Origin of the sequence: Streptomyces sp. NPDC001568 (assembly GCF_042893755.1) — a bacterium.
In the GTDB taxonomy this organism is placed as follows: Bacteria; Actinomycetota; Actinomycetes; order Streptomycetales; family Streptomycetaceae; genus Streptomyces.
In genome coordinates this window covers 212550-226274 of sequence record NZ_JBIAVF010000012.1, presented here as the reverse complement: position 1 = coordinate 226274, position 13725 = coordinate 212550, and the positions used below count along the sequence as shown (strand labels likewise).

At 74.3% G+C, this 13725-nt stretch carries 10 protein-coding genes; 3 read left to right on the top strand and 7 right to left on the bottom strand.

Annotation, left to right across the window (positions count from 1 at the left end; all coding sequences use genetic code 11):
* Positions 1 to 41 precede the first annotated feature (41 nt).
* From ACFY0I_RS23375 to ACFY0I_RS23360, 4 genes are all read right to left on the bottom strand, one after another.
* Positions 42 to 1754 (bottom strand): flavin monoamine oxidase family protein, encoded by a 1713-nt coding sequence (locus tag ACFY0I_RS23375; protein ID WP_388898987.1) that lies wholly within the window; start codon positions 1752 to 1754, stop codon positions 42 to 44.
* A 69-nt stretch (positions 1755 to 1823) separates the two neighbouring features.
* The gene (locus ACFY0I_RS23370; protein WP_388898984.1) at positions 1824 to 2627 is read right to left on the bottom strand and encodes a carbon-nitrogen hydrolase family protein; all 804 of its coding nucleotides are present in this window, start codon (positions 2625 to 2627) and stop codon (positions 1824 to 1826) included.
* A 178-nt stretch (positions 2628 to 2805) separates the two neighbouring features.
* Positions 2806 to 3435, bottom strand: coding sequence for a glutathione S-transferase C-terminal domain-containing protein (locus ACFY0I_RS23365; protein ID WP_388898981.1), 630 nt, complete (start codon positions 3433 to 3435; stop codon positions 2806 to 2808).
* Between the two features lie 425 nt (positions 3436 to 3860).
* Positions 3861 to 3989, bottom strand: a complete 129-nt coding sequence (locus ACFY0I_RS23360; protein ID WP_388898978.1) for a hypothetical protein — start codon at positions 3987 to 3989, stop codon at positions 3861 to 3863.
* Between the two features lie 148 nt (positions 3990 to 4137).
* Here ACFY0I_RS23360 and ACFY0I_RS23355 point away from each other — a divergent pair, with 148 nt between their 5' ends.
* Both ACFY0I_RS23355 and ACFY0I_RS23350 read left to right on the top strand, forming a co-directional pair.
* The gene (locus tag ACFY0I_RS23355) at positions 4138 to 4887 is read left to right on the top strand and encodes a GNAT family N-acetyltransferase (protein WP_388898975.1); all 750 of its coding nucleotides are present in this window, start codon (positions 4138 to 4140) and stop codon (positions 4885 to 4887) included.
* Positions 4888 to 5189: 302 nt separating this feature from the next.
* Positions 5190 to 5483: a WhiB family transcriptional regulator gene (locus ACFY0I_RS23350; protein WP_388898972.1), complete on the top strand. Its 294-nt coding sequence runs from the start codon at positions 5190 to 5192 to the stop codon at positions 5481 to 5483.
* 109 nt (positions 5484 to 5592) lie between these two features.
* Here the strand turns inward: ACFY0I_RS23350 and ACFY0I_RS23345 are convergent, their stop codons facing one another.
* The 3 genes from ACFY0I_RS23345 to ACFY0I_RS23335 form a co-directional block, all read right to left on the bottom strand.
* On the bottom strand, positions 5593 to 10188 hold the full coding sequence (locus ACFY0I_RS23345) for a hypothetical protein (RefSeq protein WP_388898970.1): 4596 nt from the start codon (positions 10186 to 10188) through the stop codon (positions 5593 to 5595).
* 71 nt (positions 10189 to 10259) lie between these two features.
* Entirely contained in the window at positions 10260 to 10715 is a 456-nt protein-coding gene (locus tag ACFY0I_RS23340; RefSeq protein ID WP_007262967.1) for an Lrp/AsnC family transcriptional regulator, read from the bottom strand.
* A 10-nt stretch (positions 10716 to 10725) separates the two neighbouring features.
* Positions 10726 to 12180, bottom strand: a complete 1455-nt coding sequence (locus tag ACFY0I_RS23335; RefSeq protein WP_388898967.1) for an amino acid transporter — start codon at positions 12178 to 12180, stop codon at positions 10726 to 10728.
* Between the two features lie 482 nt (positions 12181 to 12662).
* On the opposite strand from ACFY0I_RS23335, the gene ACFY0I_RS23330 reads away from it, so the two are divergent.
* Positions 12663 to 13682 carry a GDSL-type esterase/lipase family protein gene (locus ACFY0I_RS23330; RefSeq protein ID WP_388898964.1) on the top strand — a complete coding sequence of 340 codons (1020 nt, stop codon included), beginning with the start codon at positions 12663 to 12665 and terminating at the stop codon, positions 13680 to 13682.
* The last annotated feature ends 43 nt before the right edge of the window (positions 13683 to 13725 follow it).

The following is a 13725-nucleotide window of genomic DNA, read 5'->3' as shown; positions in this document are numbered from 1 at the left end:
TCGCGTGGGGGCGGCCCGATGTCGTGGGTGGTGCCGGGGGGTCAGTCCTCCGGGAGTTCGACCGGGGAGATCTCGTCGTAGACGTCGCCCGGGCCCGGGTTGGTGTTGTCGGTGGAGCCGCCGAGGTGGTGCATGACGCCCCACACCGCGTTGAGGGCGGTCTGGACGGCGCCCTCGGCCCAGCCGGCCGTCCAGGAGATGTCGTCGCCCGCGAGGAAGATGCCGCGCTTGTCCTCGGGGAGGCGGTCCTGCATGAAGTGGGTGAACAGGCGCCGCTGGTAGCGGTAGTGGCCCGGGAGGTTGGCCTTGAACGCGCCCATGAAGTAGGGCTCGTTCTCCCAGGACACGGTCACCGGGTTGCCGATGATGTGGCGGCGGATGTCGACCTTGGGGTAGATCTCGCCGAGGGACTTCAGCATGACCTCCATCCGCTCGTTCGCGGACAGCGGCAGCCACTTCAGGCTGTCGTCGCACCAGGTGTACGAGAGGCAGATGACGGCGGGCTTGTCCGGGCCGTTGTCCAGCAGGTAGGTGCCGCGGGTCATGCGGTCCGTCAGGGTCATCGACATGACGTCGCGACCGGTCGGGTTCCCGGCGTCGTCGACGGCCTTGTCGAGCCAGAAGGGGCGGTCGACCGGGATGAAGAGCTTGCTGGACTCCATGTAGTGGGTGCGCTCGATCGCCGTCCAGTGGTCGATCGGGAACAGCGTGTCGTCACAGGCGATCTTGGAGAGCAGCATCCAGGACTGGGCCGTGAAGATCGCGGCGCGGTAGGTGCGGATGTCGCCGGACGCGTCCGTGACCGTGATGCGGTTGCCCGCGGTGCGGTGCAGGCGGGTGACCGCCGGGCGCGGGGTGCCGTCGTGCAGCGTGGACAGCGAGGTGCCCTGGGCCCAGTGGACGATCTTCTCGGGCTCGCGCTCCCACAGGCGCAGCGGGAGCTGCTGCGAGCCGCCGACGATGCCGCGGTGGTGGTCGTCGGCCTCGGTGTAGACGACGCGGAGGATCTCCAGGATGGAGTTCGGGAAGTCGGTGTCCCAGCCGCCGGTGCCGAAGCCGACCTGGCCGAAGATCTCGCGCTTGCGGAAGGACTGGAAGGCCTCGGACTTGCACAGGAAGCCGTAGAAGGTCTCGTCGTCGAGCTTCTCGACGAGCTTCGCCCAGATCTCGCGGATGCGCGGGACGTCCCGCTCGCGCATCGCGGTGTTCATGTCGGAGAAGTCGGCGCCCTCGTCGAGGCAGGCGTTCCACGCGGCGGCCACGTCGCGGTAGACCTGCGGGAGGTCGGCGATGGTCTCGGCGTAGTGGGTCTCGCCCTTGAGGTCGACGACCGTCGAGGGGGTGGCCTCGGCGAGCGGGTTCGGGAAGGGCTCGGTGACGAGGCCGACGAGGTCGATGTAGTGCTGGAGCGCGGTGGAGGACGGCGGGAAGCGCATGGCGCCCATCTCCGCGGTCAGTTCCTCGGTGCCGGCGCCCTCGAAGCCGACGGTGCGCAGCCGACCGCCGATCTGGTCGGCCTCGTACACGACGGGCTTGAGGCCCATCTTCATCAGCTCGTAGGCCGAGATGATGCCGGACAGCCCGCCGCCGATGACGGCGACCTCGGTGCCGAACTCCGTCGCCGGTATCTGGCCCAGGCCCGCCGGGTGGGCGAGGAAGTCGTCGTAGGCGTACGGGAAGTCCGGCCCGAACATGGTGATCGGGGGCTGACCGTCGCTGTGCGGGACGGCGGTGGTGGGCACCGTGGACGTCATGGGGGTACGTCTCCTTGCGGGCAGAGCAGGCAGGGCGGGAAGGAAGGGGGGCGTCAGGGGTGTCGACGGTCAGACGAGGGAGGCGTAGAGCCCCGGACGGCGGTCGCGCAGGTACGGGTTGGTCTCGCGCGAGGCGGCCAGCAGCTCGGCGTCGACCTCCGCGAACGCGAGCTCCTCGGCGCGGCCGGCCCGGGTGCGGGTGACTCCGTCGGGGCCGGCGAGGCAGCTGAGGCCGACGAACTCGAACTCGCCCTCGGGGCCCGTCCGGTTGACGTACGCGATGTACATCTGGTTCTCGAAGGCCCGGACGGGGACCAGCTGTTCGGCGACGAACTGGAACGGGTGCATCTGCGCGGTCGGAACCAGGAGGAGGTCGGTTCCGGCGAGCGCGTGCGCCCGGACGTTCTCCGGGAACTCCACGTCGTAGCAGATCATGATGCCGACGCGGAGGCCGCCCAGGTCCGCCTGGACGACGGGGGTGTCGCCGGGGGTGAAGGCGTCCTGTTCGAAGCCGCCGAAGAGGTGGGTCTTGCGGTAGTTCGCGAGCGCCGTCCCGTCGGGGCCGATGAGCTGCGCCGCGTTGAAGACCGCCCCGTCGGCCGCCAGCTCCGGGTAGGCGTACAGGACGGCCAGTCCGTGCCGGCGGGCGATCTCGCCGACGGCGACGGCGGACGGGCCGTCGGCCGGTTCGGCGAGACCGGGGATGTCCTGGAGGTCCAGCGCGTAGCCGGTCAGGAACATCTCCGAGGTCACGAGGAGCCCGGCCCCGCCCTGTGCGGCGCGCGCCGCGGCCTCGTCGAGCTGCTTGAGGTTCTCGGCGGTGTCGCCGAGCCGTCCGGAGCTCTGGAGGAGGGCGGTGCGCAGCGGGGGCATGGGCGTACCTCTGTGACAGGTGGGGTGGGGTCGTAACACGGTACGTTCGCGCGTTCGATCGCGACAAGCCGTCACCGTTGCGCTGGGCGCATCGATTCGTTGCGCGTTCGGCGGCCCGTACGGCGATTCGTTGCGCGGCCCCCTCCCCGGGGGGTTCGGGGGTCCCCGAACCCCCCGGTCAGGCGGCCGCGCCGAAGGCCGGGTGGGCCCGCAGCCGACGTACGTAGGACCGGGCGTGCGGCCCCGCGGCGGGCAGGACGGTCGGGTCGATGAGGGCTACCCACAGGTCCACGTCGGCGAGGGTCGGCCGGTCCCCCAGGGCGTACGGGTGCAGGGCGAGCCGGCGGTCCAGGAGGTCCAGGGCGGCGGACCGCTCGGCGTGCGGCGCGTCCCCGTCGAGGAGGGCCCCGACGGCAGCGGCGTGCCGGGCGGGAACGGGCGGGCTCAGGTCTGGGCGGCCGGCGAGCCGGACGGCGAGGTCGTCGAGGATGTCGGGGGTGTGGTTGCTGACGACGCGGCCGCTCCAGGTGTCGCACAGGGCGGGCACGGCGAGGGCGCCGTCGTAGTGGTGCCCGGCGGCCTCGTAGGCCCGGCGCAGGGCGGCGTGGGTGGCGGGCGGGCCGAGCAGGGTGGTGCCGACGCAGCCGGTCAGGCCCAGCAGGGCGAGGGCGGTCCGCACGCGCAGCGAGCGGGGACAGCCGGTGGAGAGGTACAGGTGGTAGCGGTGCGGGGCCGGGGAGAACCCGGCGCCGATCCGACCGCGCGGGGCCGGCACGGGGGCGGTGCGGGGCATGAGCATCGGAACCATGACGACATCTCCTGTTGCCCTTCCCCTGGCCGGGGAGGGACGGGTCGGGCGGCCGGTGGCCGCCGCGCACGTGGCCCGGTCCCGACGCCGCGCGAACGCGACTGCCGGTACGGGGCGGGGACGGGCGGGGCGGGGACCTGGACGGGCAGGACGGACGGGGACGGGTGGGCGCGGGTGGGCGGGACGGACGGAGGTGGGGGCGCGGGCAGGCGGGCGCGGGCAGCAGCGGTGGGGCCGGAAGGTCAGGGCGACAGGCCCGGGGTCGCCGGTACGGGAGGGCGGGCCGGTGGCAGGTCGGCGGGCGCGCCGGTGGGCGGCCCCGGAGCGGCCTCACCCCGGGTGCGGGCAGCCCGTGGGACCCGGCGCACGCCGGAAGGCGGGTGCGGCCCGGGAAACCGGCGGGAGCCGGCAGGGGGTGTGGTCGGTCAGCGACGCGGTGCGGCGAAGGAACTGCAGACGCGCAGCAGGTCGATGTGGAGGCGCCGGGTCAGCCACCAGCGCCGCAGGGTCCGTGCCCCCGCGCCGGGTGTGCCGGTCGTCTCCACCGCTCGCATGTCACCTGCTCCTCGGGGCCCGGGCATAACCTGCCCGTGGCGGGCGCTGACGGCAACGGCCGTCCCCCGCAGTCTCCTGGCGTCGTGCGGGGGCCGTCAAGAAGGCGGACGCAGCGGCCCCGCTCCGACGGAAGGATCCCCGCGCACCATGCCCACCGACAACTCCCCCTCTCCGCTGGACAATCCGGTCTGGACGGCCCTGACCGGAACGCACCGCCCCTTCGCCCAGTTCGCCGGCTCCGACCCGACCGGCGCGACCGGCGGCCTCGCCGCCCGCTACCTCCCGGAAGCGAACCCGTTCTCGGCGCTCTCGGACCCGGACGACCCGCGTTCCTGGGCGGCCCTGGCCGAGCTGGCCGGTCCCGGCGAGGTCGTGTGGCTGACCGGGCTGCCGACCCCGCCGCCCGGTTGGGAGACCGTCGCGTCCATACCCGGCGTACAGCTGGACGGCCGGGCGGTGCCCGCCGAGGCCGCGCCCGAGGCGGTCCGGCTCGGACCCGCCGACGTCCCGGAGATGCTGGAGCTGGTCCGGCTGACCGAGCCGGGGCCGTTCCTGCCGCGCACCGTGGAACTGGGCGCGTACCTCGGGATCCGGCACGAGGGCCGGCTCGTGGCCATGGCGGGTGAACGCATGCGGCCGCCCGGCTGGGCGGAGATCAGCGCGGTGTGCACCCACCCCGAGCACCGCGGCAGGGGCCTGGCGGGGCGCCTGGTCCGGGCGGTCGCGGCCGTCGTGCGGGAGCGCGGGGACAGCCCCTTCCTGCACGCGGCCGCGGCGAACGCCGGCGCCGTGCGGCTCTACCGGTCGATGGGGTTCGTCCTGCGCCGCGAGCCGGTCTTCATCGGGCTGCGCACTCCGGGCTCCCCCGACCCCAGCGGGCCGGAAACGAAGCCTTAACACGGCCTTCATTGAGTGTCGCGACGCCCTGACATAGCGTCGACGGAACGGGAGCGTGGGCGGCGGACGAGCGGCCGGGGCGGTGAACACCCAGCAGATCAGAGGCCGTTCGTCCGCCCGCCCCGCTCCCGTACTCCTGCCGCACGAACGGGCCGGACCGATAAGCGGGTCCGCCCCGCGCTCCGACGGGCGCCGCGGTCGCTTCTCCCGCCGGGTCGATCGACCGGCGTCCCGGCAGCGGGTTTCAGTGGGTTGCGAGTGGTCACACGCGCAAGGACAACCCACGGAAAGGAAACCCCGCCATGAACGACGTCCAGCAGCTGCCCGGAACCCCGCACCAGAACTGGGACTGGCAGTCCCGCGCCGCCTGTCGGGAGCTGGGGTCCGCCCCCTTCTTCCATCCCGCGGGCGAGCGGGGCGAGGAGCGCGAGGAGCGGGACGAGGCCGCCAAGCGGATCTGCGGGACCTGCCCGGTGCGGGCCGCCTGCCTGGAGCACGCGCTGCAGACGCGCGAACCGTTCGGGGTGTGGGGCGGACTGACGGAGGAGGAGCGCCGCGCCCTGCTCGGCCGCCCCGCCCGCCCCTCCCTCGTGTGAAACGTGTGAACCGTGTCAACCGTATGGCCCCTGGGATACCTGTGAGGCCTGTGAGACCTGCGGCCCCTATGGTCCCTGCGGCTCGTGCGGGTTGCGCGATCCGTGCGACCTACGGGTGTGCCCGGTCCCACGCGCGGGCGAACAGCTCGTGCACCGGCCCCGGCGGCAACAACCGCAGCAGTGGGGCGTGCAGGACCTTCAGTGAGGCCGAGACCCGGTGGTCCGCCAGTTTGGCGCTCTCCAACGGAATGTGCGGGGCCTTGAGATCCGTCCACTGCCCCGGCGGGAACACCGTGCGGCCCGCTCGGGCCCGCTTGGCCGCCTCCACCGCCCCCGTCGCCAACAGCTCCGCCTGCGCGGCCTTGTGCCGGGCCGCCGTCCAGCCGTTCCAGCGGCGGACGTTGCGGTCGGTGGGTCGGGCGAGAGTCAGCAACTGGAGATACAGGGCCGCGGCGTCCGCGCCGACGCCGAGTGTCCGCGCCGCCCGCGCGACCGGATCGGGAGCGCTGAGCGCCGGATCGTTCTCGTAGCCGCCCGGCGGTACGGGCGTGGTGGCCGCCCGGTCGACGAGCCGGGCGAGTCCGTCGAGCAGCTCGCGCAGCGCCCGCAGATCCGTGAGCAGCCAGGGCCGGTCCACGCCGGCGGCCAGCCGTTCCGCCCGCTCCAGCCCTTCCGGCCGGGTGAGGGACAGGGGCCGGAGGAAGGTGTTTCCGGCGGGCACGGCGACCACGAACAGCCCGTCGTCGACGGCCGTGGAGACCTCGGTGACGTTCTCCCCGAGCGGGTGCGGGCACGGCAGCACCGGGCCGCGGTACGGGGTGAAGAGCGGGTCGGCGGCGGCCGTCCGGGCCAGGTCCTCGAAGCGGCCCAGGGGGACGAGGGCGTCGGGGCCGTCGAGGTGGGTGCGCAACCGCTCGTACAGGGCGAGCGCGCCCTTGGCGGCCGGGTCCCCGACGGGGCGTTCCGTCAGGGCCCAGGTGATGACGGAGGCGGCCGTGCGGTGGGCCGGTTCGCCGGGCCGTACCTCCCTGCCGGCCGCGCCGTCGGGGCCGGCGTGGTGCAGGCCGAGGCCGCCGATGCGGTCGCCGACCAGGACGTAACCGGCCTCGCCGAAGGGCTCGGCGGCGGGGGCCCGGCCGGCGGGCAGGCTGCGGGCCCAGTCGTCGCCGAGGCCCAGCTCCGCGTCCAGCGCGGCGGCGAGCTCCTCGTCGGCGTTCTCCTCGGCGCCCAGCAGCCCGGTCCAGGCCGCGGCCATCCGGGAGGCGGCCGCGACGGCCCCCTGCGGTTCCCACAGTTCGGCGGGGTCCCGGGGCACGCCCGCCGCGAGGACCTGCCGCCGCCCGGTGTCGCCGAGGCGGCGGCAGAGGGCGTCGTACTGCTCGATCAGGGGCTTCTTGACCTTGTACGGGGCTCCGCCGAGCAGGGTCAGGTGGTGGCCGTGGTCCTCGCGGCCCGGGAACCCGGCGAGGACGAGGGCCGCCACGGCCGCCCGTACGCCGGTCAGGCGGACGAAGGTGTCCGCCGCCGAGGGCGGGACGGGGACCGGGCCGCGGCCGGCGAGGAGTTCGAGGAGGCGGGGCAGGCGGGCCGCGTCGTCCTCGGTGACGGTGGAGGTCCGGCAGTCCTCGGCGCCCTCGGGTGCCGGGTCGGCGGCCCGCTGGAGGAACCGGGCCGTCCCGTTGCGGACGGCTCCGGAGGCCAGGGTGTGCCCGGCGGCGCGGTGGGCGTCCAGGGCGGCCGGGTCGGCCCGGCCGGTGCGCCAGGTGCCGCCCGCTTCGGCGAAGGGCTGGCCGCTCCACGTCGCCAGCAGGGCGGCGAGGGCCTCCCGTTCCTCGGCCGGGGTGGTCTCGGCCGCGGCCCGCCACGCGACGGCTCCGATGCCGCCGACCAGGACCTCCCAGTCGTCGGGGTCGGCGGGTCGGGCGAGGGCGCGGGTGTCGTCGTCGATCTCCCCGCGCAGGTGGCGGCCGTCGGCGGCGACGGCGGTGAGCAGTGCGGGCTGCGGCTGGGGCGCGGGCCTCTGGTGGCGGCGGTGCTCGGCGAGCAGTCCGTACAGGGCGGGCGTCAGGGCGGTGTCGGGGATCTCGGCGGGCAGTGTGACGGCGGGTTCGGCGCGCATCACGGCCACGCGCCGGGTCAGTTCGCGGCGGCGGCGCAGGACGTCGGCGGCGAGTCGGGCGGCGCGGGCCACGCCTTCGGCGACGCGGGGTTCGAGGGGGCCGGGCAGGGCGGGCGCAGGGTCGTCGCGCAGGGCCGCTTCGAGGAGGGCCCGTACGGCGGTGTCCTCGACGGTGCGCAGGGCCTTGGAGGAGGCCTCGTCGCGCGGGGTGAGGAAGTGCCAGAAGGCGGGCGGCGGGACGGGGCCGGCCGCGTCGCCGAAGCCGGGGGTGCGGCGCCGGTCGGAGCCGGGGAAGCCCTGGACCTGCCACAGCAGCGAGTTGTCCTCGGCGGCGTGCACGCGGACGGTTTCCTGACCGACGAGCACGGCGTCCTCGCCGCCCTCGGGCATCCGGACGATCGCCCAGGGGCGGAGTCCGAAGCGGGCGGTGCGGTAGTGGGCGCTCCGGCCGTCGATGCCTTCGAGGAGGAACTCCCGGGGGGAGGGACCCGGGTGGGGGGTCCGGTTGAGGACGCGGAACCCGACGAGGGCGCCGTGCTGTCCGAGGGGGGAGGCGGGGGCGTCCGGGGGCAGGGCGGCGAGGGTCTGGAGGTCGCCGAAGAGTTCGGTGCCGGGCGGCGGGGCGGTCGCCGTATGGAAGGCGGGCGGGACGCGGTCGGCGGTCCGGGCGCCGGTGACGGGGTCGAGGCGGGCCCAGCCGCTCCAGCCGGTGAAGGTGTCGGAGCCCCAGACGCGCAGGCCGTCGCCCATCTGGACGTCGGCGGAGCCGATCCCGCTCCGGTCGCCGGGGCGCAGGACGCGGGTGCCGTCGTGCCGGCCCGTGCCGTCGGGGGTGGCGAAGTGGTAGCCGAGGCCGCCCTGGATCATGCCGCCGTAGCGGCGCAGGCCGAGCTTGTCCTCGGGTTCGAAGACCTCGTCGGGGCGGTCGGCCCAGCAGGCGTGCTCGCCGAAGCCGCCCCGGGGGGTGGTGCTCCAGGCGATGAGGAACTGTCCGCCCACGTGGTGCACCGTGTGCGAGGTCGCGTCGTCGGGGAGGCGGAAGGCGCAGCGGTGGCGGGGGCCGGCGTGGTCGACGGTGACGGCCCGGTCGGGGCCGTAGACGGTGAGCAGCGGCCAGGTGCTGGTGACTCCGGTGACCCCGTCGGGTCCGCCGAGTTCCCGGACGGCGTCCTCCAGGGCGGGCCAGCCGTGTTCCTCGGGGAGTCCGGCGCGCAGGGCGCGGGCGAGGGGGCCGGTCAGGTCGAGGCCGGCGAGGGCTTCGTCGATGCCGTCGAGGGCGCGGGCGGTGGGCCGGTCGAGCAGGGTGCGCAGCTCGTCCACGGCTTCGTCGGCCGCCGCGAGGCCGCCGCCGCGCAGGGCGGTGAGCAGGGTCTCGACGCGGCCGTGGACCTCGGCGGTGATGCCGGGGTTGTGCGGGAGCCGGGTGATGGCGGTGCCGGCGGCGCGCAGTGCGGCGTGGACGGTGCCTTCCAGGCGGGGGCCGAACACCGGGTCGGCGGCGAGGGCCTTGAGGTCGCGCCGCGGGCCGGGGTCGCGGAACACGAGCTCCACGGCGGCGCCGGGGTCCTCGACGGGGAGCTCCTCGGCGAGGCAGGCGTCCAGCAGTTCGGCGTCCAGGCCGGGCCACTGGTAGCGGTCCTCGTGGAGGCGCAGGGGGGCGCCGGCGGCGCGCAGCCGGGGGGCGAAGCGGGTGAGCAGGTCGAACAGTTCGGGGGGCATGGCCTGGCGCCTGACGCCTCCGCCGCCGGCGGGGCGGTGGGAGTAGCGGCGGGTGAACTGCCCGAACCAGGCGGCGAACCCGCCCTCGGGGGTGACGCGTCCGGCGGTGGCGGCGTCGGCGGCGCCGCAGGCGAGCAGGAGCCGCAGCCAGCCGGAGGCGTCGCCGCGGGTCTCGGGGAACAGGTCGAGGAGCAGGGCGTTGACGTCGTCGGTCGGGGGGTGCGCGGCGAGCAGGTCCCGGGCGGCGTCGAGCAGCCGGTCGGGGACGTCCTTGCCGCGGGCGGCGCCCAGGACGAGGCCGAGCACCCGGGCCTCCTCGGCGGGGTCCGCCGCGGCGCCGCGGGCGGAGAGCCGGACGCGGCGGGCCAGGTCCGCGGGGAGCGCGGCGGGTGAGGCGGCCCAGGCGGTGAGGACCCGTACGTACTCCTCGTGCGCGGCGGGGCCGTCCAGGGTGGCGGCGAGCCAGGCCTGGTGGCCGCTGAGCTCGGTGGCGGGCAGGGCGCCGGCGCGGGCGAAGAGGAGCAGGTTGGCGCGGTGGTGGTCGGGATCGACGGGGAGCCCGTGGGTGCGTTCGGCGGTGCGGGCCAGGGCGTAGGCGCGGGCGGCGGAGCGCGGGTGCCAGCCGATGAGCCGGTGGCCGATGGTGTCCCAGAACCAGGGCAGGTGGGCGGGGTCCAGGTTCCGTACGCGCCGTTCCAGGCCGTCCAGGAAGCGGCCGGGCTTCTGGTGGGCGACGTGGAAGCCGCCGAGGGCCTCGTCGAGCAGCGCGACGGCGGCCGCTTCGGCCGCCGGGTCGTGCGCGCGGGCCCAGTCGGTGTAGAGGACCGAGGTGCGCGGCAGGGCCGGCAGCGGGATCTGGATCTTCATGCCGCCGATCCTGACACGGCCCGGTGACAGGCTCCGGGCCGAGGGGACGGGGCCGCCGGCGGGGCCGTGGATCAGGCCGGGGCGCCCGAGGTGAAGCGGCGCAGCAGCGGGGAGAGGACGAGGACGGACTTGGTGCGTTCCACGAAGGGTTCGCCCGCGATGCGCTCCAGGACGCGCTCGAAGTGCCTCATGTCGGAGGCGAAGACCTGGACGAGGGCGTCCGCGTCGCCGGTGACGGTCGACGCGGACACCACCTCGGGATACCGCTCCAACCCCCGCCGGATGTCGTCCGGCGAGGTGTTGTGGCGACAGTAGATCTCGATGAAGCCCTCGGTCTCCCAGCCCATCGCGGCGGGGTCCACGCGGACCGTGAAGCCGGTGATGGCTCCTTCTGCCCGCAGCCGGTCCACGCGGCGTTTCACGGCGGGGGCGGAGAGTCCGACCTCGGAGCCGATGTCCGCGTAGGAACGGCGGGCGTCCTCGGCGAGGGCGTGCACGATGCGTTCGTCGAGATCGTTCAGTCGCACTGCGGGTGGATCACTTCTCTGCTGTGGCCAGTCGGGAGCGGCGGATGCCGTACAGGAAGTAGACCACGAGGCCCACGGCCATCCAGCCACCGAAGACGACCCACGTCGGGGTGTCCAGGCTGAACATCATGTAGCCGCAGGTGAGCAGGCCGAGGATCGGGGTGACGGGGAACAGCGCCACCTTGAACGTGCGCGGCATGTCGGGACGGGTGAAGCGCAGGATGACGACGGCGACGTTGACGAGGCCGAAGGCGAAGAGCGTGCCGATGCTTGTGGCGTCGGCGAGCTTGCCCAGGGGGATGAAGGCGGCCAGCGTCCCGCAGAACAGGGAGACGATCACGACGTTCGCGCGGGGGGCGCCGGTCTTCGGGTTGACCTTGGCGAAGACCTTGGGGACGAGGCCGTCGCGGGACATCGCGAAGAGGATGCGGGTCTGGCCGTAGAGCACGGCGAAGACGACGGAGGCGATGGCGACCACGGCGCCGGCGGCGAGGACGACGCCCCAGAAGGTGTGGCCGGAGACGTCGGTCATGATCTGGGCGAGCGCGGCCTCGGTGCCCTCGAAGTCCTGCCAGGGCATGGCGCCGACGGCGACGAAGGCGACGAGGACGTAGAGCACGGTGACGATCAGCAGCGAGAGCATGATCGCGCGGGGCAGGTCGCGCTTGGGGTTCTTGGCCTCTTCACCCGCGGTGGAGGCGGCGTCGAAGCCGATGTACGAGAAGAACAGCGTGGCCGCGCCGGCGCTGATGCCGGTGATGCCGAGCGGGGCGAGGGGGGCGTAGTTGCCGGCCTTGATGCCCAGGAAGCCGATGCCGATGAAGAGCAGCAGGGTGACGATCTTCACCGCGACCATGATCGTGTTGATCCGGGCGCTCTCCTTGGCGCCGCGCATCAGGAAGACCATGGCGAGCAGGACGACGACCAGCGCGGGCAGGTTGATGAACCCGCCTTCGCCGAGGGGCGCCGAGACCGCCTCGGGGATGGTGACGCCTATCGTGCCGTCGAGGAGTTCGTTGAGGTACTCGCCCCAGCCGACGGCGACCGCCGCGACGGACACGCCGTACTCCAGGACCAGGCACCAGCCGCAGACCCAGGCGACGAGCTCGCCCATGGTGGCGTAGGAGTACGAGTACGAGGAACCGGAGACCGGGACCGATCCGGCCAGCTCCGCGTAGGACAGGGCGGAGAAGAGCGCGGTCAGACCCGCGATGACGAAGGAGATCGTCACGGCCGGGCCGGCCTTGGGCGCGGCGCTGCCGAGGACGACGAAGATGCCGGTGCCCAGGGTGGCGCCGATGCTGATCATCGTCAGCTGCCACATGGTGAGGGAGCGGCGCAGCGAGCCGCCCTCGCCCTGACCGCCCTCGGCGACCAGCTGCTCGACCGGCTTGCGGCGCAGCAAAGGATGGGCAGGCTTGCGCGGCTCGGAGGTGAGCGGTGGCGCCTGGCCGGTTTCGAGCACGGGGGACTCCTTTGATGCTGCGGGTGACACTGCGGGTGGGGATTCAGGCGTCGACCGCAGCGGTCCGGAGCAGGAGCAGGCCGACGGAAAGCCGGTCTGGGCATGGGGACCGCCGAGCAGGCGGTCCACGCCACTCCACGTACAGCGAGTGAGCCTACGAGCTGAGTGATACCGCCCGTAATGCACCATCCTTGCACATTGGCGAACGATCGTTGCGCGGATCTGTCCGGGATGGTCCTTTGTTGCGCGCGGATGATCGATCACTGCGCGGGGACCCTCGACGGGGTTTCTTGACACTTCGTCAGATCTGTCGGAACGTGCCGCCCGGACGCGTCCGCGCCGACGCCGCCGACACTCCCCCGGGGTCGGAACCGGCCACTCCGGGGTACGGGTCAAGCGGTGGCCCCGACGACACCCGACCGGAGCGGCACCCCGTACCCGTACCCATACCCGTACCCGTACCCCACGACCGGAGGCGAAGAGTGAGCGAACCGAGCCCGGGCCCCGACGCCCCGTGGCAGGACCCCGAGCCCTTCCTGCGCGGGGTCGCCTGGCTGGACAAGGGGCGGCCCGTGCGCGCCGACCCGGCGGACACCATGCGGCTGCCCTGGGACACCGGTGAGCGGGCCACGCTCCCCATAGGGGTCCGCCTGGAGTTCACCACCCGCACCGCGCACGCCGTGGAGGTCCGCTACCGGGCGACCGTGCCCGGCCCCACCGACGCGCTGCGCGACCTCGCGCACGGCTTCGCCCTGTGGAACCGGCACGGGCTGCTCGGCGAGGTCTTCACCGAGCCGGCCGCGGAGTCCGTCGTACGCCTCGAACTCCCGCGCGGCGCGGGCCCCTTCACCCTGCATCCACCCGAGGCGCAGTCCCCGCTGATCCTCGGCCTGCGCGGCATCGGGGGCTCCCTCGCGCCCGCCCCCGCCGCCCCGCGCTGGGTCGTCCACGGTGACTCCATCACCGAGGGCTGGTGGTCCACCCGGCCCGCCCACGGCTGGCCGGCCGTCACCGGTCGCACCCTCGGCTGGGACACCGTCAACCTCGGCTACGCGGGCGCCGCGCGCGGCGAACTCGCCACCGCCGAGCAGCTCTCCGCGCTCCCCGCCGACGTCCTGACCCTCGCCTTCGGCACCAACTGCTGGTCCCGCGTGCCCTACTCGGCCCCGCTGCTCTACGAGACCACCCGCGCGTTCCTCGACCTCATCCGCCAGGGCCACCCCCGAACCCCCCTGCTGCTCGTCTCCCCCCTGCTGCGCCCCGACGCCGAACGCACCCCGAACCGCCTCGGTGCCACCCTGGGCGCCCTGCGCGACGCGATGGAGCGGGCGACCCGCGACCGGATCGCCGCCGGGGACGGCCGGCTGGCCCTGCTTCCCGGCCGTGACCTGCTGGGACCCGAGCACCTCGCGGACGGCCTGCACCCCAACGACACCGGACACCAGGTCCTCGGCCTCGCTGTGGTCACGGCCCTGCGGCGGTCCGGGTTCGACGGGAGGTGAGTGAAACAGCTCATACGGATCGAGCTGAACGGATCCCTCCCCC

Coding starts and splice junctions, on each gene's coding strand:
- ACFY0I_RS23375 (WP_388898987.1), bottom strand. CDS start 1,754: ATGACGTCCACGGTGCCCACCACCGCCGTCCCGCACAGCGACGGTCAG.
- ACFY0I_RS23370 (WP_388898984.1), bottom strand. CDS start 2,627: ATGCCCCCGCTGCGCACCGCCCTCCTCCAGAGCTCCGGACGGCTCGGC.
- ACFY0I_RS23365 (WP_388898981.1), bottom strand. CDS start 3,435: ATGGTTCCGATGCTCATGCCCCGCACCGCCCCCGTGCCGGCCCCGCGC.
- ACFY0I_RS23360 (WP_388898978.1), bottom strand. CDS start 3,989: ATGCGAGCGGTGGAGACGACCGGCACACCCGGCGCGGGGGCACGGACC.
- ACFY0I_RS23355 (WP_388898975.1), top strand. CDS start 4,138: ATGCCCACCGACAACTCCCCCTCTCCGCTGGACAATCCGGTCTGGACG.
- ACFY0I_RS23350 (WP_388898972.1), top strand. CDS start 5,190: ATGAACGACGTCCAGCAGCTGCCCGGAACCCCGCACCAGAACTGGGAC.
- ACFY0I_RS23345 (WP_388898970.1), bottom strand. CDS start 10,188: ATGAAGATCCAGATCCCGCTGCCGGCCCTGCCGCGCACCTCGGTCCTC.